The following is a 26,772-nucleotide window of genomic DNA, read 5'->3' as shown; positions in this document are numbered from 1 at the left end:
TGTTGCGTTGCAAAAGATTGCGCTCGGGCTCTGGCAGGAGCAGGATAGATTACGATTCTGTGAATGCACTTGAAGCCGGGATGCTTGAAACAAGCAGGCCGTCACTCCAAGTAAGGGTTAAGCTGCACAACTGGTAGTACGCCGCTCAGTGCATGGTTCCAAAGATTGGGGTATAGTCCTTAAAAGTGGATTCCGATTTTTGGATTGATCATGCAGCCAAAGGGTACCCGGATGTGGCGATCTGGCCAAATGGCCTGAGAAAGGACATGAAATGACGGTTGCAAGCAAGAAGACACTGGCGGGTGGCGAGAGCGGGCTTTATGCCGTTCTGCCGTTGCGCGATATCGTTGTCTTCCCTCACATGATCGTTCCACTCTTCGTCGGGCGCGAAAAATCCATTCGTGCGCTTGAGGAAGTTATGGGCGTCGACAAGCAAATCCTGCTTGCCACACAGAAGAACGCTGCGGACGACGATCCGCAGGCTGACGCGATTTACACGGTTGGCACTGTTGCCAACGTCCTGCAATTGCTGAAATTGCCCGACGGCACGGTGAAGGTTTTGGTCGAGGGTATTGCCCGGGCTGAAATCACCAGCTTCAGCGATCGCGAAGATTACCACGAAGCCAACGCGGTCACGCTCGCCGAGCCGGAAGAAGATCCGGTTGAAATGGAAGCGCTCGCGCGTTCGGTCGTGTCTGATTTCGAAAATTACGTAAAACTGAACAAGAAGATTTCGCCTGAAGTCGTTGGCGCTGCCGGACAGATCGAGGATTACTCGAAGCTGGCCGATACGGTCGCCTCGCATCTCGCAATCAAAATTCCTGAAAAGCAGGACATGCTGTCGATCCTCTCCGTGCGTGCGCGGCTGGAGAAGGCCATGTCGTTCATGGAGTCGGAAATTTCCGTGCTTCAGGTGGAAAAGCGCATCCGCTCGCGCGTCAAGCGCCAGATGGAGAAGACCCAGCGCGAGTACTATCTGAATGAGCAGATGAAGGCGATCCAGAAGGAACTCGGGGACGGCGAAGATGGCCGTGACGAGGCTGCCGAGCTGGAAGACCGCATCAAGAAGACCAAGCTGTCGAAGGAAGCCCGCGAAAAGGCCAATGCCGAGCTGAAAAAGCTGCGTCAGATGAGCCCGATGTCCGCCGAGGCGACCGTGGTTCGTAATTATCTCGACTGGCTGCTGTCTATTCCGTGGGGCAAGAAGTCGAAGATCAAGAACGATCTAAATCTCGCCGACGAGGTTCTCGACACCGAGCATTATGGCTTGGACAAGGTCAAGGATCGCATTGTCGAGTATCTGGCGGTGCAGGCGCGGTCGACCAAGATCAAGGGTCCGATCCTTTGCCTTGTTGGTCCTCCCGGTGTCGGCAAGACATCGCTGGCCCGCTCGATCGCCAAGGCGACAGGCCGCGAATATATCCGCATGTCGCTCGGCGGCGTGCGCGATGAGGCCGAGATCCGTGGTCACCGCCGCACCTATATTGGCTCGATGCCCGGCAAGGTCATCCAGTCGATGAAGAAGGCGAAGAAGTCCAATCCGCTCTTCCTGCTCGATGAAATCGACAAGATGGGCCAGGATTTCCGCGGCGATCCATCGTCGGCCTTGCTCGAGGTGCTTGATCCGGAACAGAACTCGACCTTCATGGATCACTATCTCGAGGTCGAATATGACCTTTCGAATGTGATGTTCGTGACAACTGCCAATACGCTGAATATCCCGGGTCCGTTGATGGATCGCATGGAGATCATCCGTATCGCCGGTTACACGGAAGATGAGAAGCTGGAAATCGCCAAGCGGCACCTGTTGCCCAAGGCCATCCGCGATCATGCATTGCAGCCGAAGGAGTTCTCGGTCGCCGAAGACGCGATCCGCGCGATCATCCGCAATTATACGCGGGAGGCCGGTGTCCGTAATCTTGAGCGTGAACTGATGAAATTGGCGCGCAAGGCTGTCACCGAAATCATGAAGACCAAGAAGAAGTCGGTGAAGGTTACGGAATCGAACATCGATGAATATCTTGGTGTCGAGAAGTTCCGCTTCGGTCAGATCGACGGCGAAGATCAGGTCGGTGTTGTCACAGGCCTCGCCTGGACGGAAGTGGGCGGCGAATTGCTGACCATTGAAGGTGTGATGATGCCCGGTAAGGGTCGCATGACCGTGACGGGCAATCTGCGTGACGTGATGAAGGAATCGATTTCCGCGGCGGCATCCTATGTTCGCTCACGGGCCATCGATTTCGGCGTTGAGCCGCCGCTGTTCGATCGTCGTGATATCCACGTCCACGTGCCGGAAGGCGCAACCCCGAAGGACGGTCCATCGGCTGGTGTCGCGATGGTTACAGCCATCGTCTCGATACTGACAGGCATCCCGGTTCGCAAGGATATCGCCATGACTGGCGAGATCACCTTGCGGGGTAGAGTGCTGCCAATCGGCGGTCTGAAGGAAAAGCTGCTTGCCGCATTGCGCGGCGGCATCAAGACGGTTCTGATCCCGGAAGAAAACGCCAAGGATCTGGTGGAGATTCCGGACAATGTGAAGAACGGCCTTGAGATCATTCCGGTTTCGCATGCCAATGAAGTGCTCAAGCACGCATTGATACGCCAGCCGGAGCCGATCGAATGGACCGAACCGGCTCATGTGCCAGCTGCGGCTGTCGAGGACGACGCGGGCGCACAGATCGCTCATTAAATTGCGCTAAAAAGAAAAGGCCGGGCAAGAAATTGCCCGGCCTTTTCGATTCGTCGATTTGTGTCCCTCAGAGCGTACCGGTGAGGATGCCAAGGCCGGCAAGCGCTGCAACGCCGCCAATAACGCGAACAATGCCTGGGCCTACGTGCCGGCCGATCTTGCCGATAACCAGTCCGAGGCTGAGGCCGACAATATGGAGCAGGGCGGTCGCAATTATGAAACCGCTGGCATAAGCGAGGCCGCCGGCGCTATTCGGCATTTCTGCGCCGTGTGCATGGCCGTGGAAAACGGCGAAGAGCCCGACCAGGCCAGCGGCGATTGCCACGGGTGGCTTTACCTCGAACGCGACCGCTGCGCCAAGCACGACGACGGACAGGGCAATGCCGAGTTCGACGAACGGTACATTGATGCCGGCAATGCCGAACATGCCGCCAACCGCCATCATGCCGACAAAGGTGAGGGGAACGAGCCACAAGGCACGCCCGCCAAGCTGAAAGGCGAGGACGCCGACCAGCATCATTGCCAGCACGTGGTCAAGGCCGGAAATGGGATGGGTGAAGCCCTGGGCAAATCCGCTGGTCTCGCCAACACCGACATGGGCGTAGGCAAGCGCAGGATAGAGCGTGGCGGCAAGCGATAGGGCGATTCGTGACGTGCGGCTGGATGACATTTTACGTTCCCGTTTTCAGCGTTCTTGGAAGGAGTGCTGGGAATTATTGTTGCAGCAGAAATGCGCCGACGAAAGAGCAAAATGCTGCGTCTGCTCAATATTTCGACCGGAACAGAATCAGACGCATGGGTCAGGATGTCCAGAATCAATCATCTCGATCTGCAACAAAGTGGCACTGGCCATATTGTCTGCTAAAGCCGGGTTTCGCGCCGATGGTACTTATGATTACCGAATTCAGGGAAGGGAATGGTGGGCGATGAGAGACTCGAACAGAATTTTGGGAAAAATCGAATACAATATTCGCTCTAGGTTATTGATATTGCTTTGAATCTCTCATCGGAAACTGCTACACAACGCTGCTACACAGACATGCTACACATGGAGCAGTTTCCGAATGGCTATTACCGGCAACATTTCCCGCCGAAAAGGCACCGTGAATTATCAGGCAAGGTTGCGCGTTCCCGCTGACTTGGTGGACGTAGTGAGGCGCTCCGAACTAACCAAATCGCTCGGTACGAGCGATTATCGGGAAGCCAAGAAGAAAGCTCGCGCCGTAATCGATGCTTGGGAACGCGAGTTTGAAGACCTTCGCGAGCGCCGCACCTTCACGGAAACTGACATGCGGGCAGCAGTAAGCGAGCATTACCGGCGGGAATTGGAACGCGACCATGATGAACGAATGCGCCGACCAAGCCCCGAGCAAATCGAGACGGCGAAACAGGCGATGATATCGGACGCACAACGAACCGGCCTCGATATCAACGATCCGTTCGCAGTTATGGACGCTTCGCTTGATTTCATGGTGTTGAAAGACCGCGCCAAAACCGATGCATACAATCGAAGCGTGAGAGTCGACGTGCTTCAGCAACATCTGACAACCGGCGAAACTGCACTCATACAGTATGCAGCCGACGAGTTCATTGCTCGCCACAAGCTGATTATCGAAAGGGATAGTCCGGCCTACAAGGAAATGTGTCACCGGCTGCTTAGAGGCGAGATCGAATTCTTGAAGCGGACCTTCGAACGGGACAGGGGAGATTACTCCGGCGTTCCATCTGACCCGATCCTGTCCGATACAAACCTTGCGCCGCTCGATAACACAAGCTTTGAAGCCATCATCAAAGAGCAAGAGCGGCTATCGGAGAACGGTCTAGGGGGAGGTCGCAAGTCACCCCGAACATTCACAAAATACCGGACACAGGTGGAAGGTTTTGCAAAATGGCGTGGAAGCAGCCGCGCCGCAACCGTCACGAAAGAGGAAGTCGAGCAATGGCGTGATCATCTGCTTACGACCGACCAGCGCAAGACCGTGCGTGACAAGGTAGCAACCGTTAGGGCGGTCCTGAATTGGGGCTTGAAGCAGTCGAACGGCAAGCTGTTTCCGAAGGGCTTTCCACTGGAACACTTAGACCTACCAATTGCAGAAGCGACTGATAGCGCGAAAAAGACCTATACAATTGCTCAAGCGCAGAAGGTTTTGAAAGCCGCCCGCGCACAAACGTTGCCGCATTTCCGGTGGCTTCCTTGGCTAGCGGCTTATTCCGGCGCGCGCATCGGCGAGCTTATTCAGCTTGAGAAGGACGATATTTTCAACATCGGTGACGACTGGTACTTTCAAATTCGCGTCGGCGGAGATCGCACCACTAAAACGATGAAGGGGAGGAAGGTTCCGATTCATCCAGCTATCGTCAAAGAGGGTTTCCTGCTTTTCGTCAACGCCGCGCCGAAAGGTCGATTGTTCACCCATGTTCGCGTTGAACAGAACACCCGTGACTGGATACGTGAGAAGGTTATGACCGGCAGGAAGGAAAACAGTCCGGCACCTAATCACGGCTTCCGGCATCTCTTCGAAGATTTGCGCTTTGGCAAGCTGAGCCAAGAGGCTGCATATTACATCACTGGTCGCGCAATGGCCGGCTCTGGCGCTCTATATGGAAAGTCAGATGCTATGCTACCAGCATTGGCAGAAGAAATGCGGAAATTTCCAGTAATTCTGTAAAGTTACCAAGATTTCTTAATAACTTTACACACTTTCTGGTTGAATAGATTCCTAGCGCATGAGACAATATTCTTATGTGATGCGCTAAGGAATGTTTTGTGTCAGTAAAGTCTAGATTAAGCGGCCTCTTTGGCCTTGGTTCGCAGCCCTCGTTTGAACAGAAAGCTTTTCCCCTCAATAGTGCTGAAGCCTTCGCTCTATTTGGTTCCGGCCCTACCACAGCCGGACCTTCAGTCGGACCCATTTCAGCGTTGCATGTTCCAGCAGTTCTTCAGGCCGTCCGCATTATCTCAGAAAATACTGGTTCGCTTCCCTGCAAGGTCTATCGCAAGACCGATGACGGTAAGGAAGAAGCGAACGATCATCCGGCCTATAAGCTGGTTCACCGTTTCGCGAATGACTGGACCTCAGCCGGGAAGCTCCGCGAGCAGCTAACAGCCGACGCGCTCACCTACGGCTATGGCTTTGCCTATGTGAACCGCGTCAATGGCAACGCCTTTGAACTAACCCGTTTCTTGCCGGGAACACTTCAAATCGTCATCGATCAGGATACCGGCGAGCCTTATTTCCATTCCGGCAAGGTGAAGGGTAAAACCCAAACCCGTTATCACTATTCCGATATTCTGCACATTCCGGCCTTCGGTGACATTGCCCCGGTTAGAAGTGCTCGCGAAGCTATTGCTCTTGCAATTGTCCTAGAGAAGCACGCCGCGCAATTGTTCGCAGGTGGCGCACGTCCTGCGGCGATGCTCTACAAGGAAACCACGACGCCCGCTAATGAAGCCGGCACCAATGCAATCCGCAACATTCTTTCCGGGTGGCGCAAAGCGTTCGCGAACGGTCACAACGGCGATCCGCTCATTTTGGACGGCGGCTATAAATATCAGCAATTGGCCTTGAGTTCGACAGACGCGCAATTCGCTGAAATGCGCACCGAACAAATCCGCGAGATTGCCCGCGCTTTTGGCATTCCGCCGCACATGCTTTTCGAACTATCCCGCGCCACATGGTCAAACGCCGAACAGATGGGAGCAAGCTTCCTTCAACTGTGTCTCCGACCTTGGTTAGACCGATGGCAGGACGCGTACAATCTCGTTCTGTTCAATGATGAAGAGCGGGACGAATATTTTTGCGAGTTCGTCATTGACGATCTTATGCGGGCCGACAGCGCCGCACGCGCCGACAACTTTAGCAAGTTGATCGCCGCTCGCGTCATGACGCCGAACGAAGCCCGCGCCGCAATGAACCTTCCGGCCATGGAAGGCGGCGACGAACTGGCAAATCCGCACATCAACCCTACGCCGGCCCTTCCGGCCCCTATCAAGGAATCGACCCCTAATGCGTGACCGCGAAACCATTGTCCTGAAGTTCGATCAAGCCGCCTTCGAAAAGACGCTCGCAGACGCGCTTGAGGCCTTCAAGCCGAAGCTTCGCAAAGTGCTAATAGACGCCGTTGAGGAATTCTTTGACGACATTCCGGAGGAAGCTTTTCTAGTTGAGGAAGCCGCGAAATGAATAAGCATGTCGCTTTCTTCGGTGACGCTGAACATGCGTTCACACTCACGCCTGAAATGGTTTTCGAACTTGAGCGAAAGACCGGCGTAGGCATTGGCGCATTCTACAAGCGCGTTTTCGCCTTCGAATTTCATTTCGCTGATCTTCTCGAAACGATCCGGCTAGGCCTGATCGGCGGCGGCACTTCCCCTAGTGAAGCGCATAGCCTTATCGAGACCTACGCCAAGCCGACGCCGATTGAAGAGCTAATTCCTCTCGCCTTCACGTTGCTCGAAAACGTTTGGACCGGTCGCAAGGAAGCTCCGGCAACAATCCCCCAGGACGAAATTGGACAAACCGAAGTGAGCGCCGAAAGCGCCATCGATGACGCATTAGTACAGGTTCCCGCATAATGGATTTTCTCGAAACCAAAGCCGCCATTACCATTGACGACGCCGGAGAAGTTACCGGCACCGCATGGATTTTTGATCAAGCCGACCGCGTAGGCGACATGATCACCAAAGGTGCAATCACCACGCCGGCAAATCTGCCAATGCTATTTGCACATGATCATTCTCAGGTGATCGGCACTTGGAACAGCATCACCGAAACGGCGCAAGGCCTTATCGTCAAAGGTCGCCTTCTGATCGATCAGGTAGTCCGCGCCAATGAAGTGCGCGCCATGATCAAGGCCAATGCCGCAACCGGCCTTTCAATCGGCTTCATGACCAAGAAAGCAACATCGCGCAAAGGCGGCGGACGCACGATCACCGCCGCCGAACTTCACGAAATTTCAGTTGTCGCGGTTCCGTGCCATCCGGCCGCACAAATCACTTCTGTCAAAGCCGCCGATGGCACGGCAACCCCAAACAATGAAAGTAACCTGAATATGGAAAACGAAATGAAAGTTGAGACTGAAGACAAGGCCGCTCCGGTCATCGATCTGAAGGCGTTCGACGCAATGAAGGCGCGTCTGGACAAGCTGGAGGCCAAGAGTAACCGCCCGAAGGCTGACAATAACAATCATCCGACCGCAGAAAATGACAACTCCGAACGCAAGGCGTTTGTGTCGTATCTCCGGCGCGGCATTGAACGCGCATCGCCTGAAGAGGTGAAGGCGCTCACCGTATCGACCGATGCAAACGGCGGCTATCTGGCACCGGAAGAATTCGGCAGCGAGCTTATCAAGCTCTTGAACGAATATTCTCCGATCCGCAGCTATGCTCGCGTTATCAGCATTTCGTCAGAGTCGATTAAGTATCCTCGCCGCGTCAGCGGCACCGCGGCAACGTGGGTAGGTGAAACCGAAGATCGCACCGAAAGCGGCATGACCTTTGAACAGGTTTCGCTCACGCCTTTCGAACTGGCAACATTCACCGACGTTTCCAATCAGTTGCTTGAAGATAACGCTTACGGCCTTGAAGGCGAACTTCTGGCTGACTACGCGGAATCTTTCGGCAAGACCGAAGGCCTCGCGTTCGTCAAAGGCTCCGGCGTTGGCCAGCCAAAAGGCATCATGTCTGCTACTGGCCTAAAGGAAATTAAGACCGGCGTTGCCGCGTCATTTCCAACAAGCAATCCGGCTGACGTGATTATTGCGATGTATCACCAGATCGCCACGACACACGCGCAGAACGGTGTTTGGCTGATGAACCGCAACACGCTTGGCACAATCCGCCAGTGGAAAGACGGAACAGGCCGCTACCTTGTACTTGATCCGATCACCGCAGGCGGCGTTTCTACCCTGCTTGGCCGTCCTATCGTTGAAATGCCGGATATGGATGATATCGGCGCTGGCAAGTATCCGATCCTGTTCGGTGACTTGTCCGGCTATCGCATTGTTGACCGCGTAGGTCTTTCGACACTTCGCGACCCTTATACGCTCGCTGGTAAGGGACAGGTTCGTTTCCACGCCCGCAAGCGCGTGGGTGCAGACGTGACGCATCCTGACCGGTTCATCAAATTGAAGATCGCCGCGTAAGTAACCACGAATATGCGGCTCGTATCAGAAGCTATCATGCTCGCACATGACGACCGGCGCATTGAATTGCGCCCTTCGTTGCGAGCCGCATATATTCTTGAACAGAAGCACGGTTATGACAAACTCGCGCGCGGCGTTTTCGACTGCAATTTAGGGATTGTCTATGATATCGCCGCGCTTGGTTCGACAGATGAAATTGCAGTACGCGAATTTCTCAATGACATGATCGAACGCGACGGCGCTCAGGTAATCGAGAACCTGGCCCCTGCACTTTACGAGTTTCTGATCCTGTCATTCGGCCTCAATCATGAACCCAAACCCATGAAATCCAAATCGACCGTAACCACGTCCGGCCCTGAATTGTCGCTTGAAGAGCGCTTTAACCAGCTTTTTGCACATGCAACCGGCTGGCTTCATTGGACGCCTGAAACAGTGTGGAACAGCACGCCGGCTGAAATCATGCTTGCTCGTGATGCACACATCGAATTGCTTCACAATATCCACAGTGGCAGCGACACAGCCGACAAGCCGTCGGCGCCTTACGATCCGCTTGAGGAAATCTCTCCGGAGGAAGTGAGCGCCGGGATTGCAAAGCTTCGCGCCAAGCACGGCAGCGTTGCGAGGGTCAAATAATGGCCCGACCGCCCCATCTTTGCTCATGCGGTAAGATCGTCGCGCACGGCGTTCGCTGCACCTGCCAAGCCAAGCAGGATCGCGAGCGTAAAGCCCGTTTCGATCTAACGCGCCCGAGCGCACGCGAACGCGGCTATAATAATGAGTGGCAGAAAGCCCGCGCCGAATATCTCCGGCATCACCCCATTTGCAGGTGCGGCGCGCCCGCGCAATGCGTCGATCATATCCAGCCGCATAAGGGCAATCAGCGCCTTTTCTGGAACCGCGCCAACTGGCAACCGCTCTGCCTGCCTTGTCACAACCGGCACAAGCAGCGGGAAGAGAGGGCCAAGGCATGACACCCGCCCAACGTATCGACCGGGAAGAATTCGAACGTGACAGTGCAGATGCACTTCAACGCGCACTTGCATATGCAAAGGCAAAGCGCGAGGCCGAACGCAACCGCGTTCTAAAATTCATTCATGGCAAAGCGCCTGCCGGGAACTTCAGTTCCAACATTAAGAACTCGCTTGGGGTCTTTGGGAGGCCCGCGAGACAATACACTGTCAATGGTCTCACCATGTCCATTGATATGTGGGCTCGGCATTTGGGACTAACGTCTTCCGCGTTGCTCGCTCGAAAGAAGAGACTTGGATCATACGAAGCAGCAATTAAAGCTGGTAGCGAACGTTTACCGAACCGTGTGGCTCAAAGGATCACCTACAACGGTCAATCACTCACCATCCGTGAGTGGGCGGAACAGCTAGGTGTTCAAACCGCGACGATCTATCGTCGAATGAACAGCGGTCATTCGCCAGTCGAAGCAATCGCTATGGGCGTTCGCAAACCAGCAAATGCGAACGATAACACCGCACCGGGGGTAGTCTCCAATTTTCCGGCCTCTCAGGGGACCGGCGCGGGGAGCACTTTACAAGAGACTCCCGAAATAACTTTTTCTGAAAAGGCAAAATCACAATGAGCATTACACCTGTTTCCCTGCTTGCGGCGCAGCTTGATTTGATGGGAATTGACGCCGATCCGGACTTGCTTCAGCACAAGTTGAACGCCGCCGAAGCTTGGATTGAGAATTTTCTGGGTAAGCCTCTCTCCAGCTTCGAACCTATGCCGGCAGACCTTACGGAAGGCGTCTTGCAGCTTGCAGCACACCTTCATGAGAACCGTTTCGCTGTACTTATTGGCGATAGCGCCAACGAATTGCCCTTCGGCTTGCTGGATATGATCCGGCCCTATCGTGAATGGGTATTCTAGAATGGCGAAATCAGCACAATTCAACCGGCTGGAAGCCAAGATCATGCGTATGCCGGAGGCCTATGTGAAGGCCGTAGTGCCTGCAAATGAGAAGTCCGCGACTGAATTAGCGAACCTTCAGAAGCGAATTGCGCCTGAGGATACTGGCGCGTTGAAGGAATCGATTGCTGTAACCGGCCCGAACCAAGCAACCCCGGCATATTCCCAGCCGGGAGGTTCACGCGTTGCCGGCCCCTTGGAAGTGCTTGTCACCGCCGGAGATAGCGGCGTTCGTTACGCCCACCTTGTCGAATACGGCACCAAAGAAGCCGAAGCACAGCCGTTTTTCTGGATTGCCTTGAAGCTTCTCCGGAAGCGCATGGAAAACCGCCGTAGTCGCGCCGGTCGCAAGGCCATCAAAGACGTTTGGAAACAGCCATGATTGAGCCTTCTCTAGCTTTCCGCACTGCCATCCGCACGCGTCTAATCAACGACATCAACGTGACGGCCCTTGTTTCCGCGTCATCGATCTTAGCCGGATCGACACGACCCGCTAACTTCCCTTGCATCATGCTTGCGGACGTTCAAACGCAATTCCTGGGATATGCCGCCGGCAGTCAATATCAGGCTCGCGTGTTCGTTGACGCTCATATCTGGGCTATCGAAAACGGCGAGGATACGGCTAAATCTATCGGATTTGCCGTCATGAATGCGTTGCGCGATATCCCAAATCCGGAGGCCTTCGCTATCGATGAACTACAAAAATCGTCTGTTCGCTGGATGAAAGACCCGGACCCGACGAAGGATTACACGCACGGCGTTCTGAGCCTTGAAGCCGTCATTCGGTGGAAGGAATAATCATGACCCGTCCCGGCAATTTCGACCGCGTTATCATTCTCGAACGCCTTACCAAAGTGGTGCAACCATCCGGTTCGGTCAAAGAGCAATGGCAACCCCTCGCCACGGTTCGCGCCGCCCTTATTCAGAAGTCCGCGACGGAGCTTTTGACCGGCTTCGGTGAAGAGGAAAGCGGCACGACCCTTTTCCATATGCACTACTTTGCCGGCCTCACGACAGCCGACCGCGTTTCCTATTCCGGAACGCCCTACGACCTGAAAGAGATTACGGAGATTGGCAGACGGCGCGGCCTTATCCTGAAAGCAACGGCCTCGACATGACGCACTTACGCGGCGTGAAGCCGGCGCTTACACGCGACCGCGATCCGCTCACCAAAGCACCACCGGCACCGAAGTATTTCACCACTTACGCAAAGTCGGAATGGAAGCGCGTAATGCCGCGCCTGATCGAAGACCGGATCATTACGAAAGCCGATCTTGGCGGCATCGAAGATTTTTGCGTTGCGCGTGGTCATATCCGCGAAATTGAAGACCTGTTTCGGGCAACCGGCGGCCCACCTGACAAAGTTCTCTTCGGAATGCAGAACCGCGCAATGCAGACCGCCCGACAGCTTGCAGCGGAATATGGCTTGTCGCCAACGTCACGCGCACGCGTACAGGGACAGACCGAAGATGAAGACGACGATAACCCCTTGGAAGTCGCGTAATGACCAGAAACAGCTATCCGGAATGGCTTTTTGACGGCACACCAATCGCCGACCCTTTGGGGTATGGCGAGCGCGCTGTTGAATTTCTGCGCCGCCTGAAGCATCCGAATAGCACCGCATCGAAGTCCGCTTTCCAGCTTTACCCATGGCAGGAACGGATTGTCAGAGCGATCTATGGTCCGCGTCATCCGGATGGCCGGCGCATCGTCACCAAAGTTTTCTTCATGATTCCGCGTGGCAATCGCAAAACCAGTCTTGCCGCCGCCTTGTCGCTTTTGCACACCATTGGCCCCGAGCATATCCCGGCTGGACAGGTGATCTTTGCTGCAAACGATCGCGAGCAAGCTGGCGTAGGTTTCAACGAGGCCGCTAATATCGTCCGAATGGATAAGCGATTGATCGACGCAACGCGGATCAATGACGCCACGAACGGCGCGAAGCGGATCACCTACAAGAAGCAGCGCGTAGTTTTGCAGGCCGTCTCCAGCGACGGCGCGGCTCAGCACGGTAGGACGCCCTCATTCGTACTCATTGATGAAATTCACAACTGGAAAAAGCGCGACCTATACGAAGCACTTAGTTCCGGCATGGCAAAGATCAGCAACACGCTAATGGTGATCGCCACGACCGCCGGACGCGGACAAGGCACGCTTGGTTTTGAAGAATACGAATATGCCCGGAAGGTTGCGACCGGCGAAGTTGAAGACGAGAGTTACCTTCCGATCATCTTTGAAGCCGCTGAAAAGGACGATTGGCGGGATGAGGTCCTTTGGCACCGCGTCAATCCCGGCCTCGCTTACGGCTTCCCTGATATTAACGGAATGCGTGAGGCGGCGCGGCAATCCGAACACCGGCCTAAAGCCCGCTACGAATTCAAACAGTTTAAATTGAACGTTTGGCAGGCTAGTAGCCGTGATCCGCTCTTCGACATGAACGTCTACGATCAAGGAAAGATCGATCTAGACCTTGACGAATTTCCAACGGAACTTGGCGAATTGCCTTGCTATCTTGGCGTCGATCTTTCGAGGAACGGCGATTTGACCGCCGTAGTTGCGGCTTGGCGGTATGACGATGGCCGGATCATGGTGCACCCTTGGTTTTTCGTTCCCGGCGATGACCTAGAGGCGCGCGCGGCGAAGGATAACGTGCCGTATGTCGCTTGGAAGGATGGCGAATTGATCACCGCCATTGATGGCCCGATCATTGAGCCGGAAATCGTTGAAGATAAAATTCGCGAGCTTTGTGCGGACTTTAATGTGCAGGAAATCGCATTCGATCCGCACCTAGCGCAGCGCGTTATGCAGCACCTTGTTGATGAAGGCTTGCCGGCATTCGCAATGCGTCAAGGCCCGCTCACCATGGCCCCGGCTATCGGTGATCTTGAACGTACTGTGAACGGTTTCAAGATCCGGCATAACGGCCATCCGGTTCTACGACATCACTTCGATAGCGTAGTCGCGTCGCGCGGAGATACCGGCTTAGTCCGGATGCACAAGGCCGCGAACAATAATCGCATTGATGGCGCTGTTGCCGCCGCTATGGCCGTGAGCCGCGCTTGCAACGCCGAAACAACTGGATCGATCCACGATCTAGACCCCGAAGAGTTTGACCGCCTGATGAGCGCGGCGTGAAGGAATAGCTATGGCTGATGAAGAAAGACTAATTGTTTCCCTAGAGGCAAGCCCGAAGAAATTCGAGCGCGACATGGCGCAAGCCCTGAAGGCCGGCGGTCAATCGTTTGACAAGTTGGAAGCTCGAGCGAAACAGAACGCGCAACGCATCGAAAAGACCATGGCTGATGCCGGTAACGGCATTAACAAGCGACTGGAAAACCTGTTCAAGCCGTTCATGGCTGGAGGAATTGCAACGGCAGCTATCGCCGCAACCGCAACCGCTGTAACCCAGATTGCCGGCAGCATCGCGGAAGTGGACCGCGAGGCCCGAAAAGCTGGCGTGCCGTCGCAGGTCTGGCAGCAATGGTCATACGTCGCCAAGGCGACCGGCGCGACCATTGACGGCGTTACCGACGCCTTGAAGGAACTCAATATTCGCGGCGATGAATTTGCCAAGACCGGCAAGGGTTCGGCGGAAGACGCATTTAAGCGCCTTGGCTATTCCGCCGCTGACGTTGCCGAGCGGTTGCGTGATCCTAACCGCTTCCTTGATGAGATTATCGGCAAGCTTCAGCAATTGGATAGCGCCGGACAAACGCGCGTATTGGATGAAGTGTTCGGAGGAACCGGCGCGGAACAGCTTGCCAAGGTGCTAGGACTTTCTGTTGAGCAGATTCGGAAGCTTCGTAGTGAGGCCGCGACATTTAGCAATGAGCAGATCGAAGCGGCCAAGAAGATCGATGCAGAATTCGAGACGCTTTGGCAGAACGTTCGCGTCTATGCGAAAAAGGCCGCTATTGATTCCGTGAGCTATGCCGAAAAGATCATCCTCACGATCAGCAAATTGAAAGGCGATGGCTATGTCGCATCCGCCCGGGACAATTTCTTGTCCGACGAAGCGACGCTTGAGCGTGCTTTGGAGCGACGGAGGAAGCTGCTTGAGTCCATCGCAACTATTGAAGCAACCGGCGAAAAAGGCCGCATGCTTCAATTGCCGAAGCTTCGGCAGGACGTGGAAGCGCTCGACCGCGAAATCAGGCAGCTTCAGAATGGCACCGTTGATATGGAAACGGCAATGCGTTCGCTATCGGATGCATCCCGTTCGCTCTCCAGCGGTTTCAATGGCAATGTAACAGCGGCAACCAATTTCAAAACTGCCCTTGCCGACCTCAAGAAATTCATTCCGGAATTGAAAGCCGAGCTCGATACGCTTGCACAGAATGATGCGATCGATACCGCTTATCGGGAGGCCGTCAAGAACGCGCGCACAATGTCGGAAGTTCGCGCGGCAACCGACACCGCGAACCGCGCCAAGACCGCCGCGACGTTCGGCAGTCATAAGGATATGCTTTCCCTTATCGGCGCGGCGGAAGGCACTGATAAAGGTCGCGGATATAATGAGACTCTCGATTATGGCCGGTGGACAGGCGGCGCACGCAATCTCACCAGCATGACGCTTACTGAAATCCTCGCCTTGCAAGACAGTATGCGGACGCCTGAGAACCGTGCGCTTTACGGCAATGGGAAAGGATCATCCGCGCTAGGTCGCTACCAGATCACCAGCGGCACGCTACGAGACATGATGAGTCAGCTTGGTTTGACCGGCGACCGCATGTTTGATGAGAACACCCAGGACGAAATTGCGCGCGCGCTGATGCGCCGTCGCGGCAACGATCCCGATGCACTCCGGAACGAATGGGAGGGCTTGCGCCGCGTTGATGATTCCACGATCCGTGAAGCCTATTCCGGCACGCCTACAGCGCCACAGAAGCTTGAGAACACGCCTGCACAGCAGAAGCAAATCGACTTGCTCAAGCAGCAGAATGACGCTCGTAAGAGCCTTAATCTGTCAGTACAAGAGGGCTTGGACCTCGCGAAGTTCGAGCAATCCATCTCCGGCATGACGCAATCGCAGCAGCAAATCGAATTGGCCGTGTATCAGCGCCAACTAGAAGCGCGCCGCGCCGGTATCACCCTGACCCCGCAAGAACTGGCTGGCATTCGTGCCAAGATCACCGAAACGCAGCGCTTGGACGATGCGACCGGCAAATCTCAAGAGCGCATGGAACAGATGAAGGATGCGCAGCAATTTATCGCGCAAGGCTTCACTGATGTCCTGACCGGCGTTCTTACCGGCGCGACGACAGCAGAACAGGCCGTGCAGCAGTTGCTATCCTCTTTGATCAGCGCTCTCGCTCAAGCCGCTTTGCTTGGCGAGGGACCGCTTGGCGGTTTGTTCGGAGGTGGCACCGGCATCCTTGGCGCGATCTTTGGATTTGCCGATGGCGGTTATACCGGCCCCGGCGGCAAGTATGAACCGGCTGGCGTGGTGCATCGCGGCGAATATGTCATGAGCCAAAAAGCCGTGAGCCGGATTGGCCTTGCGAACCTTGAGCGCCTGCACCGTGGCTACGCGGATGGCGGCTTGGTAGCGCCGAACTTCGCGCCGCCTTCGTTGCCACGTCCGCAGCTTTCCGGCGTGAACAACAATCATCCTCGCGCATCCAACGACAATCCCGGTATCAGCCTGACAACTAATGTCACAGTCAACGCGAGCGGCGGCACACCCCAGCAAAACGCCGATCTAGCGAACCAAACGGCTCGTGAAGTCCGGACTACGGTCAAGGCTATTTTGGCGGAAGAGCTTCAAAATCAGCGCCGCCCCGGCGGCATGTTGCGAAGATAATTCGAAATTGGCGAAGCACGCCGACTTCCAAACGCTATAACCAAAGAAAACCCCGTACGTGCTGGTTGAAGGACACATACGGGGTCATTGGCTTACTATTTCATCACGTGGAGTGACTAGAGTGTATTATAGCAAGACTTCGATGGGGTGCCTCGATATTCCGCACAAATCGCGGAAAAAAAGCGCATCTGGCCCGCTGCCGCGCTACCCTAATTCACCGCTGCTAGACGGTCGCATTCTTGAGATTATCGCAGAGCGAAACGGCGATGCTCGATCGGCCAATATTGTGTCAAAATCGAAGGCCGCGAAACAGCCGATTGGCGAGTCTGATCAATCTGTTACGCGGCTTTCCGGCGGACCTTGTGTAGTAGTACCAACCACCCCTCTACACACACTACCTCTCTCACCCTTCTATTCGCCCTCTACCAGACGCATTCATTCGCCCGTCACGCGATCACCCAAGCGTACCAAAGCTCTGGAACAAGCCGTCGTCGGAATGCCGGACCCTTACGTCAAGCAGTGGCGTCACCTCTGGCAGCATGAAAAGCTCGCGGCCAGTTTCGAAGCTCTTGGACGGCGTGAGGGTTTGGCTTTCACACTGAAGCTTTCGCCGGCCCGAGAGAGGATGCTCTTGAACCACGTCGATCCCGCGAACCAGATTGCGCGCTACATTGGCAAGGAAATGACGAACGCCTTTAACGAGGTGCTTCCCTACAGCTTCACCTTGGAATTCTCACCCTCCGGCGTATTGCATCTTCACGGTGCTATTCAGCCGCAAGATCGGTCAAAGACTCATATCGAGTCACTGAAAGGCGTTCTTATGCGCGCGGGTGGAAAGTGCTCCGGAAAGGCTGCATCGCGCCAGTGCGTCTTTAGGAGTCTTACCGACGGCTTAGGATGGGCGGCATATCTGAACAAGGCCGGTAACGATGCAGCCGAACGGCTCATGACGAACAAGGTCACATTCATATCGAACAACCTCCGGAAGATTGCAGAGCGTGATCACAAGCAGTTTCGACAGAATGTCGCACCTTAAATCGAGTCCGGCCAATGGGTTAGCAAAAATAGTAAATCAAAGTTGATTTAACTGATTGATTTCATTGAATTATCCGCTTTACAGCGATTCCGCGATGACTCATAAAAGCACCGTTCAACATCAACGGAGCTACTCAAATGAGCCACTACATACCCCGCGAAGCCTACGAGCGCCTTGTCGCAGCCCTTCAGTCATCACCGTCCGGAATGCTGGACGCTCGCAGCCATATCGTCGTTGCCCTCGGCGAGATTGCGGACATTTGGCCGGACGATATCAAGGAAGAGTGCGAAGCGCCGATCATTCCACGCGCGAACCTGAAACTCAGTACGGCGCGCGAACTTTGAATGTCAAAATGTCGCACAATATCGCGGAGCACGCCGGCCCGTCATCGCTATAAACTTGAAGGTAGGACAATCCAGCTCCTACAGACACTTTAGGAGGCAATATGTCTGATAGAACCCCACCCCAAGACTTCCCATACAATGAGGCTAAAAGCTTCGATGATCTCTCTTGGGAGGAGAAAGAAATTGTTCGCGACGAATTGAGACAATTCGGCGCTGAAGCGCCTGACGGTGATGATATGACGGCGCTCATGGGCGAATTGAACGAGGCGCTCGCATGATGTGCGGGGAGCCTGATATCAAGTTCGCTGTGAACGGTAAGGAACTGACTCCGGAGGAGTTTTCGCGCTTGCCGAAGTCTGAAAACATCCTTGGGTCGATCCGGAAGATGAACCGCGCCTACATGGCTTCACTCACGCCGGCTAACCTCAAAGCCCCAGCTGTTCTTTCAATGATCACCCCATGGCCGGCGAAGGACTAGAACGTCGCTGATTAGATCGCTACGACAATGAAAGACCGCTCCGGCGGTCTTTCCCGTATGGGAGAACCGCAACAGGCTTCAACTGCCATTGTAATTATTCAAAGTTGTCCCTATGTATTTCGCGACTTTGGCGATAACCGCGCTCGCGGGCTGACCTTGAGTATTCCTACGGGAACACCTCATGTGCAGCTTCGGGAATACCAGTTTCCTTCAGTTGACTGCTCTTTGTGATTAGAGCTGCTGGTTGCCGAAGTCTAGCATGGAGGGTGTCTCGATGAAGAAAAAGTCGAATCACTTGCGCCTTGCTGAGCGGGTCTTGAAGCTCTGCCTCCTTCTTCTGAAGGTTGTCAGTGTTGCATATGATCTGTTCAGCAAGGTCGTCAACTATGGTGCATCAATTCGAGAACTTCGAGTATTCTTATTGGAAGAACGGCAAGCCCTATTACGCGCCTAACGATTTCGGACGTAAATTAGGCAAGAAGCTGAAAACCAAGATCGAAGACACGTATCAATTTGCTGACTTCAACTATCACTTTCGGGAAGGCGCTCATATCCAGGCCCTTCACGACCATCGAGCCAACAAGTTCTTCTGCCGAGTAGATATCGAGCGATTTTTTTACAGTGTCAAAAGAAATCGCGTCAAACGTGCTTTGAAGGAAATTGGCATCAACAAACCCGAGTACTACGCTAAATGGTCAACGGTCAAAAATCCCTATGATGATGGCGGATACGTTGTGCCATATGGATTTGTGCAATCGCCGATAGTTGCTACTCTGGTGGTGGCGCTATCACCGATCGGCATCTTTCTGCGCAATCTCGATCCTCAAATCACCCGGTCTATCTATATGGACGACATCTGCCTTTCTGGTGCCGACAAGGCATTGCTGGAAACCTCGTTCGCGGGACTTTGTGAAGCGGTGGCAGATTCGGGCTTTTTATTGAACACGGACAAAACCCGCGAACCTGCCCCGATGATTGATATCTTTAACTGCGACCTTGAACACGCGCGTTCCGAAGTTCTTCAGACGCGGAAGGATGAATATTACTCAGTGGAACATACTGACCAAAGCATATCCTCCTTCGAACAATATTGCTCCATCGTTGAGTCGGCCGATTGGCGCAGCGCCGTTGCGGCCAAGTAGCCTCAACGATTAATCGCTTCAAAAGAATCGCAAACAACTTTTTAAATTGCTTGCCAACCCGCAAATATCGTGATTCCCGCTATCGATCATTTCGCAGGCTTTCTGTGTCTAGCGTGGGATAACACTTGATAAGCACTAGCAAAATGCCGGTTTCAGTCGTTAGATTGATTGAAGCGTGATTCGTCACGTGAACTACTGAAGCCGGCATGCGTTCCCGCGCAAACCGGCTTCAGAATGGAAATGACCTGCAATCGCAACTTTGGCAGTCGTCAGCGGGTCACTCGGAAAGAAGGAAGCGTCTATTCGTTTCCCCGTAACACCAGCGACGGTAACGCGTTCTTTCTTTTCGAGCAAGACGGTCTGCCGCAAGAGAAGGAGAAGTAGGCCCATGGAGCCACTTCGTCCACAGCCTCGTCGTCATTCTCCCAAGATGACCGACAAAATTGCTGCGCGCATCAAGGCATTACTCGCGCAGAACGTAATGCAGCATGACATAGCAGCCCGACTCGAAATCAATCAGGGTCGTGTAAGCGAAGTCAAAACCGGCAAGCGGTTCCCCGACACACCACCGGAACAGTTTGAACTGGGTCTCTAGCAGTCTTCTCCGGCCCATGCATCTTGGGCCGGAGAATCCGTTTCTCAAAATCGTGAGCTAGGAGACTTCAATGCAACTGCCACCATCTCAACATGAACTACAGCAAGCCTTCGAGTGGAAGGCGCGCGAGTTGCGATATCAACAATACCAAGAGGCAAAGAAGGTAACCTTTCAACTTCAAGGTGATTATGGCAAGTGGTTGATCGCAACATTGATCTTAATACACGGTGGAGCTTTAGCGTTCATTGCTAGTAATGAACGACTTTCCATGTTGCTACTGCCGTCCACCTTTTGGTGCTCGATTGGTGGTGTACTGACTGCGCTCTTGTGTGGCTTTGTCACTTGGATCAATTGGTCTTTGCATTATGCGTTTTATGAGCGCGTCGATCCGGCTATGTTGCACTCGGGGAATGGATGGCCAGACTATGATCACCCCAGCAACAAATGGATCACTATCACATTCTGGGCCGGAATTGGGTTTGGCCTGATATCCGCGTTTTGCCTATTGGGTGGTTCCTATCTAGCCTACAGCAAGTTCATGGCTGAAATCCCGTTGTTCAATCAATTATTGCACCGTGTATTCGGTTAGGATGGTCATGTGCAAGAAGCAGAAGAAGAAGCCCGTCCGGATCACCAAAGGCGAAGCCCTTGGCCGCGTGAACGACATGACCACACGACTTGAGGAAGACGTGAAGTCGGCGCTCTGGATCGAGGCGTCGATGGAAGCTGCAAACGCCTTTGTCATCAGTGACAAAGACAGACCGTATCATGGCGCTGAGACGTACAATGCCGTTGCTCAAAGCATGATGCTGACCCTCGCAGTCACTGTGTCGCGAATGTTCGATAAAGGCAGGAAGCTCACTCATCCAAATAAGAGGGACGTTGCCTCTATCCCATTGCTTATTCGTCTCTTGCGCCAAAAGCGATGTAAGGATGCCTTAATCGAACGTGCTCGCGTTTGGACGCCCGCAAGTATGGAGCTGGAATCAATGCATGTTCGAGATTGTGAGAAAGCGATCGATCGCGCGATTAGGGCATACCATTCGTTATCAACTACTGGACGTGGCCGACACGCCATCGCGAAATTGAAGCAATTGCGTGATTACCGAATAGCGCATCACCTTATGAAAGTGCCGGATCGAAAGCTTCCCACCTATGACAATCTTTTTGTGCTGGTTGATACCGCGCGCGACGTTATGAACGCAGCGATTCTGGCAGTGAAGGGGGTGGATACTTCACTTAAAGAGTTCGAAAAAATGCATCGAAAAGAGGCTGATCGCTTCTGGGAGGCGGCTTTGCAGGGTGCAACTGATAAGAGATGACGCTTGTTGCTCTCATCATGCTACACATGGAACACACACAAAACTGCTACACAGCAGGGTAGGGCGTTCACCATAAGTAGTTGATTTTATTGAGAAAAATGGTGGGCGATGAGAGACTCGAACTCCCGACATCTTCGGTGTAAACGAAGCGCTCTACCAACTGAGCTAATCGCCCTTCGCAAGGGTGCGTGGGGAGCGTTTATGCGTTTAGAACGATAATGGCAAGAGGGGATGCGACACTTTTATGATTTGTTTGAAGAGTTTTTCACAATCGCATTTTTCATGTTCGGTTGTGCTTGACACTCCCCCTCGAACCCCTTAAACGACCGCTCACGCCGGACAAATAGTTCGGTACGAAAGTGCGCGGGTGTAGCTCAGTTGGTTAGAGTGCCGGCCTGTCACGCCGGAGGTCGCGGGTTCGAGCCCCGTCACTCGCGCCACTTTTCTCTCAAGTAACTATATTAAGTGCTTGATATAGCGAATAGTGGTGCCCAGCGCACTTGCCGCCATTTCCAGAATACATCTGATGCCTTTTGCTATGCGCCGCCCTTGACGTGCAGATGCAGTCGCAACCGATTTTTGATCCGGCTCAATGAAATCTCCTCACTGGCCCGCATGCCAAATTCATGAAACTCCGCTGTCGGCGGGGCACAACTATCCAGTTCAACTTCAGAGTGACGTTGATCGTTGGCCTGGCAAGCGTAACTGCCAATGATTTTACCTGCTCGTAAGCCGTGTTAATCCGGCCCCTTCCACTTCTTTGATCTCTTGACTCATTTCCATATATGAGACAATTTCTCGTATATGGAAAACACTTGCTCAGATGATACCGCCGCCATTGATCGGCTGATTGCCCAACGTCTCAAGTCCCTACGCAACGAACGGGGCTGGTCGTTGGACGAACTTGCACGGCGCAGCAATGTCAGCCGCGCCACGCTGTCCCGGCTCGAGAACGCTGAGGTAAGCCCGACGGCTAGCGTGCTAGGCAAGCTGTGCGCATCCTATGGTCTGACCATGTCGCGGCTGATGCGCATGGTCGAAGACGATTTTGCTCCGCTTGTCCGCCGAAAGGCGCAACCGGTCTGGGTTGATGCGGAAATTGGCTTCCGGCGGCGCTCTGTGTCCCCGCCTGCCAAGACACTGGGTGCCGAGGTTCTTGAGTGCGACCTGGAAGCCGGCACGCGTATTGCATATGACCATCCGCCAAGGCATGGCCTGGAACACCATCTGCTCCTGATCGAGGGGCAGTTGCAAGTCACTGTCGACGAGCAAACCTTTGATCTGCAGCCGGGTGACTGCCTGCGTTACCAGCTTTTTGGTCCCAGCGCTTTTGCTACTCCTGAACAATCCAAAGCCAGATATGTGCTCTTTATCCTGTGAGGCAGCATGAGCAACGATACACAAACCACCATTTCGATTTTCTCGGCAGACGACATCGCAAGCCACCTGTCCGAACTTGGCGCACTCCTGCGTGCCTGCGTCGATGACGGAGCCAGCATTGGCTTTGTGCTGCCGTTCTCGGTGGACGACAGTCGCGCGTTCTTTAGCAATAATGTGCTTCCGGCGGTCCGGCTCGGCAAGCGTGTGCTGTTGGTCGCGTACAAAAACGACAGGATCGCAGGATCGGGCCAATTGGACTTCGACACACCGCCCAATCAGCCCCATAGGGCGGAGGTGCGCAAGTTGCTGGTGCACCCCGACTTCCGGCGACAGGGTATTGCCAAGGTGATAATGGCCGAACTTGAACGCGTTGCGGGTCAATTGGGCCGGAGCCTGATCACGCTGGATACGCGCACTGGTGACAAGGCCGAACCGCTTTATGCATCTTTGGGTTACAACACTGCAGGCATTATCCCTGGATATTGCCGCGACCCGTTCGAAGATCGTCTCGATTCGACCACGGTCATGTACAAGTCCCTTTGAGCTTACAAAGCCGAACACTTGTCGTCGTCGCAGCCGTCTTTCCCATCATAAATGCATTGCTGCATTGCACAAAAATCATTTGTGAAACTCTGCAACCGTATGCAGCATCGTTTTTTCTCAAGACTCGCGGTTGCCTCCCATGCCCTTACCGATTCTCGCTCTCGCCATAGCTTCCTTCTGCATCGGTACAACCGAGTTCGTGATCATGGGCCTGTTGCCGGAGGTGGCGGCCGATCTGGGTGTCTCCATTCCAAACGCAGGCTTGCTGGTGACGGGGTACGCGCTGGGCGTGGTTATCGGTGCGCCGATCATAGCAATTGCCACCGCATCGCTGCCACGCAAGCCCGTGCTGATCGGGCTGGCCATGCTGTTCGTTGTCGGCAATCTCTTTTGCGCCATTGCACCCAATTACTGGATGTTGATGATCGCGCGCATTGTCACCGCATTTGGCCATGGCGCCTTTTTTGGGATCGGTTCAGTCGTGGCGGCGGGCCTTGTTCCTCGTCACAAGCGCGCCAGTGCGATCGCCTTGATGTTTGCCGGCCTGACGCTTGCCAATATTCTGGGGGTGCCAGCCGGAACAGCGCTCGGCGAGGCATATGGCTGGCGCGCCACTTTCTTCGCGGTGGTGGCGATTGGTGTTGCGGCGGTCGTTGCAATCATCCTGCTTGTTCCGGCAGCGAAGGACGAAGCAAAGGGCGGGGGGATCCTCCGCGAAATAAAGGTGCTGGGCAAATTACAGGTCTGGCTCGCCATGCTGATATCGGCGCTGGCCTCGGCCAGCCTCTTTGCCGTGTTCACCTATATAAAACCTATCCTTACCGATGTGTCCGGCATTTCCACATCGGCGGTCACGTGGGTTTTGTTGCTGTTTGGCGCGGGCATGACAGTGGGCAACGTCATTGGCGGTAAACTTGCCGACTGGAAGCTGATGCCAACAGTTCTCGGCACCCTTGTTGCCGTCGCGCTAACTCACGCGCTTTTCGCTGCAGTCACCGGCGTCCCCGTCGCAGCCATCACCGTCATATTCCTCTGGGGCATGCTGACCTTTGTCATCGTGCCGCCACTGCAGATGCGCGTGGTCGAAACGGCCGATGAAGCGCCAAACCTGGCGGCAACGCTCAATCAGGGCGCCTTCAACGTTGGCAATGCGTCCGGTGCCTGGATTGGCGGCGCAGCACTTACCTGGGGTGTGTCCTATCAGAACCTGCCATACGTCGGCTCAGCGCTCGCTGTGGCGGGGCTTTTGATAGCGCTGTGGTCATTGATGCTGGACCGCAAGGCTTATCAGGATAGGCTGGTTTCTGAAGAGGGCCAGCGGCTCAGCCTCGAGCCTCTTGCTGGTCTTTGAATACCTCTGGTTTGATGGGGCGGATGGCGCGGAGCGGAGCTGAGACGCGGGTGCCGTCCCCCACGATGCGGGCGTCCATCTTTTCCCGCTTAAATCGTTTATAGGACCGAATGTCGCAGTCAGATATTCGCAACTACAGCCCATCGGAAGCCCAACGCAGATTAATATCATTCTAAAAAGCAATTCAGGGCCATTTTGTCGTGAAAACGGGATAAAAATGCAGATTTTGGCGGTTTTTGCGCAAGGTCGCTTGGGAATGGCGGCAGAATATGAGTATTTTTACGGCGATTGTTGCACTTGCGCGCATGGCGCTAACGCGCTAACCCTCGCCCCATCGGACCAACTTCCAAGATGGTGCGATCTGTCGCGTATTGGTGGCAGTCATGTGCATAACATGGCATTCTTGTCAGCCTGAGTTCACAAGGCGGAAAAAGACGGATCATGAACGAGCTATTAAGTTCCTACCTGCCCATCGTTATCTTTGTCGGGGTAGCGCTGGTAATCGGTCTGGCACTGTTGGTTGCGCCTTTTTTGGTCGCATACAGTGCGCCGGACCCGGAAAAATTGTCGGCCTATGAGTGCGGCTTCAACGCCTTCGACGATGCCCGTATGAAGTTCGATGTTCGCTTCTATCTCGTTTCGATCCTGTTTATCATCTTCGATCTTGAAGTGGCCTTCCTGTTCCCGTGGGCAATCTCCTTCGGCAAGATCGGCTGGTTCGGTTTCTGGTCGATGATGGCCTTCCTCGGCGTTCTGACAATCGGCTTTATCTATGAGTGGAAAAAGGGAGCGCTGGAATGGGATTGACCGCTAGCCAAACCACCCTCGTTGCACCGAAACCCAAGGGCATTCTTGATCCGAATACGGGCAAGCCTATTGGTTCCGACGATGCATTTTTTGGCGAGATCAACAACGAGCTCGCTGACAAGGGATTTCTCGTCACCTCGGCTGATGCGCTGGTTACCTGGGCGCGCACCGGGTCGCTGATGTGGATGACGTTCGGTCTCGCCTGCTGCGCTGTCGAGATGATGCATACGTCCATGCCGCGTTATGACGGCGAGCGCTTTGGTTTTGCACCGCGCGCTTCACCGCGACAGTCGGACGTCATGATCGTGGCTGGCACGCTCACCAACAAGATGGCACCGGCTCTGCGCAAGGTCTATGACCAGATGCCGGAACCGCGCTATGTGATCTCGATGGGCTCCTGTGCCAATGGCGGTGGCTACTACCATTATTCCTATTCGGTGGTGCGCGGCTGCGATCGTGTTGTTCCAGTCGATATCTATGTGCCGGGCTGCCCGCCTACCGCAGAAGCGCTTTTGTATGGCGTGTTGATGTTGCAGAAGAAAATCCGCCGCACCGGCACGATTGAGCGATAGGACAGGGCGATGTTTGAAGAAGCATTGAGCGAACTCTCCAGTTACCTCAAAGAAAAGCCCGGCCTGACCTTCAAGTCCGTCGAGATTGCCTATGGCGAACTGACCGTTGAAGTGGCGGCAGGCGAGCTCATCAATACGCTGACATTCCTGCGCAACGATGCGCGGTGCCAGTTCATCTCGCTGATTGATATCAGCGGCGTGGATTATCCGTCGCGTGTTTATCGTTTTGACGTTGTCTATCATCTTCTGTCACCCCGTCAGAATTTGCGTATCTGCGTCAAGGTTGCGACGGACGAGGATACGCCGGTGCCGTCGGCAACGCCGGTCTATCCCGGCGCCGATTGGTACGAGCGCGAAACCTACGATCTTTACGGTGTGCTTTTCTCGGGTCATCCGGACCTTCGCCGTATCCTCACCGACTACGGTTTCGAAGGTCATCCGCTGCGCAAGGACTTTCCGCTTACCGGTTTCGTTGAGGTTCGCTATGACGATGAGGTCAAGCGGGTTGTCTACGAGCCGGTTGAATTGAGACAGGAATTCCGCAACTTCGACTTCCAGTCCCCCTGGGAAGGCACGGATTATGTGCTGCCGGGCGATGAGAAGGCCAAGGCGAATTGAGAGCGCTGATGACACTTTACGCACC

The 26,772-nt window shown here is 54.4% G+C and carries 30 protein-coding genes and 2 tRNA genes; 30 read left to right on the top strand and 2 right to left on the bottom strand.

The window, feature by feature from the left end:
* Positions 1-271 precede the first annotated feature (271 nt).
* The gene (gene lon, locus BLM14_RS10660; protein ID WP_099999340.1) at positions 272-2,692 is read left to right on the top strand and encodes an endopeptidase La; all 2,421 of its coding nucleotides are present in this window, start codon (positions 272-274) and stop codon (positions 2,690-2,692) included.
* 67 nt (positions 2,693-2,759) lie between these two features.
* On the opposite strand, the gene BLM14_RS10655 is transcribed toward lon, so the two are convergent.
* Entirely contained in the window at positions 2,760-3,362 is a 603-nt protein-coding gene (locus BLM14_RS10655) for a HupE/UreJ family protein (protein ID WP_099999339.1), read from the bottom strand.
* Between the two features lie 394 nt (positions 3,363-3,756).
* Here BLM14_RS10655 and BLM14_RS10650 point away from each other — a divergent pair, with 394 nt between their 5' ends.
* The 22 genes from BLM14_RS10650 to BLM14_RS10545 all read left to right on the top strand — a co-directional run bounded on the left by BLM14_RS10650 (position 3,757) and on the right by BLM14_RS10545 (position 21,476).
* Positions 3,757-5,361 (top strand): DUF6538 domain-containing protein, encoded by a 1,605-nt coding sequence (locus tag BLM14_RS10650; RefSeq protein ID WP_099999338.1) that lies wholly within the window; start codon positions 3,757-3,759, stop codon positions 5,359-5,361.
* Positions 5,362-5,459: 98 nt separating this feature from the next.
* Complete coding sequence (locus BLM14_RS10645; RefSeq protein ID WP_237143330.1) at positions 5,460-6,707, top strand: phage portal protein; 1,248 nt, start codon at positions 5,460-5,462, stop codon at positions 6,705-6,707.
* The gene (locus BLM14_RS31020) at positions 6,700-6,876 is read left to right on the top strand and encodes a hypothetical protein (protein ID WP_157929515.1); all 177 of its coding nucleotides are present in this window, start codon (positions 6,700-6,702) and stop codon (positions 6,874-6,876) included. Before BLM14_RS10645 ends, BLM14_RS31020 begins: the two co-directional genes overlap by 8 nt.
* Positions 6,873-7,268, top strand: coding sequence for a gene transfer agent family protein (locus BLM14_RS10640; protein WP_099999337.1), 396 nt, complete (start codon positions 6,873-6,875; stop codon positions 7,266-7,268). The genes BLM14_RS31020 and BLM14_RS10640 overlap by 4 nt, the downstream gene beginning before the upstream one ends.
* Positions 7,268-8,836 (top strand): phage major capsid protein, encoded by a 1,569-nt coding sequence (locus tag BLM14_RS10635; RefSeq protein ID WP_237143329.1) that lies wholly within the window; start codon positions 7,268-7,270, stop codon positions 8,834-8,836. Before BLM14_RS10640 ends, BLM14_RS10635 begins: the two co-directional genes overlap by 1 nt.
* Positions 8,837-8,872: 36 nt before the next feature.
* A complete protein-coding gene (locus BLM14_RS10630) occupies positions 8,873-9,469 on the top strand; it encodes a phage tail assembly chaperone (protein WP_157929514.1) in 597 nt (198 codons plus the stop codon).
* The gene (locus tag BLM14_RS10625; RefSeq protein WP_099999334.1) at positions 9,469-9,807 is read left to right on the top strand and encodes an HNH endonuclease; all 339 of its coding nucleotides are present in this window, start codon (positions 9,469-9,471) and stop codon (positions 9,805-9,807) included. Before BLM14_RS10630 ends, BLM14_RS10625 begins: the two co-directional genes overlap by 1 nt.
* A complete protein-coding gene (locus BLM14_RS10620) occupies positions 9,804-10,427 on the top strand; it encodes a hypothetical protein (RefSeq protein ID WP_099999333.1) in 624 nt (207 codons plus the stop codon). Before BLM14_RS10625 ends, BLM14_RS10620 begins: the two co-directional genes overlap by 4 nt.
* Positions 10,424-10,717: a head-tail connector protein gene (locus BLM14_RS10615; protein ID WP_099999332.1), complete on the top strand. Its 294-nt coding sequence runs from the start codon at positions 10,424-10,426 to the stop codon at positions 10,715-10,717. The genes BLM14_RS10620 and BLM14_RS10615 overlap by 4 nt, the downstream gene beginning before the upstream one ends.
* A gap of 1 nt (position 10,718) precedes the next feature.
* On the top strand, positions 10,719-11,138 hold the full coding sequence (locus BLM14_RS10610; RefSeq protein ID WP_099999331.1) for an HK97 gp10 family phage protein: 420 nt from the start codon (positions 10,719-10,721) through the stop codon (positions 11,136-11,138).
* Positions 11,135-11,554 carry a DUF3168 domain-containing protein gene (locus tag BLM14_RS10605; protein WP_099999330.1) on the top strand — a complete coding sequence of 140 codons (420 nt, stop codon included), beginning with the start codon at positions 11,135-11,137 and terminating at the stop codon, positions 11,552-11,554. Before BLM14_RS10610 ends, BLM14_RS10605 begins: the two co-directional genes overlap by 4 nt.
* A gap of 2 nt (positions 11,555-11,556) precedes the next feature.
* A complete protein-coding gene (locus BLM14_RS10600) occupies positions 11,557-11,874 on the top strand; it encodes a head-tail adaptor protein (RefSeq protein WP_099999329.1) in 318 nt (105 codons plus the stop codon).
* Positions 11,871-12,260 (top strand): phage terminase small subunit P27 family, encoded by a 390-nt coding sequence (locus tag BLM14_RS10595; protein ID WP_099999328.1) that lies wholly within the window; start codon positions 11,871-11,873, stop codon positions 12,258-12,260. The genes BLM14_RS10600 and BLM14_RS10595 overlap by 4 nt, the downstream gene beginning before the upstream one ends.
* On the top strand, positions 12,260-13,891 hold the full coding sequence (locus tag BLM14_RS10590) for a terminase large subunit (RefSeq protein WP_099999327.1): 1,632 nt from the start codon (positions 12,260-12,262) through the stop codon (positions 13,889-13,891). Before BLM14_RS10595 ends, BLM14_RS10590 begins: the two co-directional genes overlap by 1 nt.
* Before the next feature lie 10 nt (positions 13,892-13,901).
* A complete protein-coding gene (locus tag BLM14_RS10585) occupies positions 13,902-16,559 on the top strand; it encodes a hypothetical protein (RefSeq protein ID WP_099999326.1) in 2,658 nt (885 codons plus the stop codon).
* Between the two features lie 58 nt (positions 16,560-16,617).
* The gene (locus BLM14_RS31415; protein ID WP_162293148.1) at positions 16,618-17,595 is read left to right on the top strand and encodes a hypothetical protein; all 978 of its coding nucleotides are present in this window, start codon (positions 16,618-16,620) and stop codon (positions 17,593-17,595) included.
* A 137-nt stretch (positions 17,596-17,732) separates the two neighbouring features.
* Complete coding sequence (locus BLM14_RS10575; RefSeq protein WP_099999324.1) at positions 17,733-17,939, top strand: hypothetical protein; 207 nt, start codon at positions 17,733-17,735, stop codon at positions 17,937-17,939.
* Between the two features lie 101 nt (positions 17,940-18,040).
* Positions 18,041-18,217, top strand: a complete 177-nt coding sequence (locus BLM14_RS31015) for a hypothetical protein (RefSeq protein ID WP_157929513.1) — start codon at positions 18,041-18,043, stop codon at positions 18,215-18,217.
* A 586-nt stretch (positions 18,218-18,803) separates the two neighbouring features.
* Positions 18,804-19,559 (top strand): reverse transcriptase domain-containing protein, encoded by a 756-nt coding sequence (locus BLM14_RS10565; RefSeq protein ID WP_099999322.1) that lies wholly within the window; start codon positions 18,804-18,806, stop codon positions 19,557-19,559.
* A 388-nt stretch (positions 19,560-19,947) separates the two neighbouring features.
* Positions 19,948-20,154 (top strand): hypothetical protein, encoded by a 207-nt coding sequence (locus tag BLM14_RS10555; protein ID WP_099999320.1) that lies wholly within the window; start codon positions 19,948-19,950, stop codon positions 20,152-20,154.
* Between the two features lie 70 nt (positions 20,155-20,224).
* Positions 20,225-20,743 carry a hypothetical protein gene (locus tag BLM14_RS10550; protein ID WP_099999319.1) on the top strand — a complete coding sequence of 173 codons (519 nt, stop codon included), beginning with the start codon at positions 20,225-20,227 and terminating at the stop codon, positions 20,741-20,743.
* Between the two features lie 7 nt (positions 20,744-20,750).
* A complete protein-coding gene (locus tag BLM14_RS10545) occupies positions 20,751-21,476 on the top strand; it encodes an AbiU2 domain-containing protein (protein ID WP_133123845.1) in 726 nt (241 codons plus the stop codon).
* Between the two features lie 99 nt (positions 21,477-21,575).
* On the opposite strand, the gene BLM14_RS10540 is transcribed toward BLM14_RS10545, so the two are convergent.
* Positions 21,576-21,651 (bottom strand) — tRNA-Val (locus BLM14_RS10540).
* Positions 21,652-21,839: 188 nt separating this feature from the next.
* Here BLM14_RS10540 and BLM14_RS10535 point away from each other — a divergent pair.
* The 7 genes from BLM14_RS10535 to BLM14_RS10505 all read left to right on the top strand — a co-directional run bounded on the left by BLM14_RS10535 (position 21,840) and on the right by BLM14_RS10505 (position 26,747).
* Positions 21,840-21,916, top strand: a tRNA-Asp gene (locus tag BLM14_RS10535).
* A 364-nt stretch (positions 21,917-22,280) separates the two neighbouring features.
* On the top strand, positions 22,281-22,856 hold the full coding sequence (locus BLM14_RS10530; protein ID WP_099999317.1) for a helix-turn-helix domain-containing protein: 576 nt from the start codon (positions 22,281-22,283) through the stop codon (positions 22,854-22,856).
* Positions 22,857-22,862: 6 nt separating this feature from the next.
* Positions 22,863-23,399: a GNAT family N-acetyltransferase gene (locus tag BLM14_RS10525; protein WP_099999316.1), complete on the top strand. Its 537-nt coding sequence runs from the start codon at positions 22,863-22,865 to the stop codon at positions 23,397-23,399.
* 139 nt (positions 23,400-23,538) lie between these two features.
* On the top strand, positions 23,539-24,750 hold the full coding sequence (locus BLM14_RS10520; protein WP_099999315.1) for an MFS transporter: 1,212 nt from the start codon (positions 23,539-23,541) through the stop codon (positions 24,748-24,750).
* 441 nt (positions 24,751-25,191) lie between these two features.
* Entirely contained in the window at positions 25,192-25,557 is a 366-nt protein-coding gene (locus BLM14_RS10515) for an NADH-quinone oxidoreductase subunit A (protein ID WP_099999314.1), read from the top strand.
* Complete coding sequence (locus BLM14_RS10510) at positions 25,548-26,129, top strand: NuoB/complex I 20 kDa subunit family protein (protein WP_099999313.1); 582 nt, start codon at positions 25,548-25,550, stop codon at positions 26,127-26,129. The genes BLM14_RS10515 and BLM14_RS10510 overlap by 10 nt, the downstream gene beginning before the upstream one ends.
* Before the next feature lie 9 nt (positions 26,130-26,138).
* Positions 26,139-26,747 (top strand): NADH-quinone oxidoreductase subunit C, encoded by a 609-nt coding sequence (locus BLM14_RS10505; protein WP_099999312.1) that lies wholly within the window; start codon positions 26,139-26,141, stop codon positions 26,745-26,747.
* Positions 26,748-26,772: the final 25 nt, after the last annotated feature.

It is taken from the genome of Phyllobacterium zundukense, from assembly GCF_002764115.1.
Lineage (GTDB): Bacteria > Pseudomonadota > Alphaproteobacteria > Rhizobiales > Rhizobiaceae > Phyllobacterium > Phyllobacterium zundukense.
The sequence above is the reverse complement of the archived record's forward strand: the minus strand, read 5'-3'. Positions and strand labels throughout refer to the sequence as shown.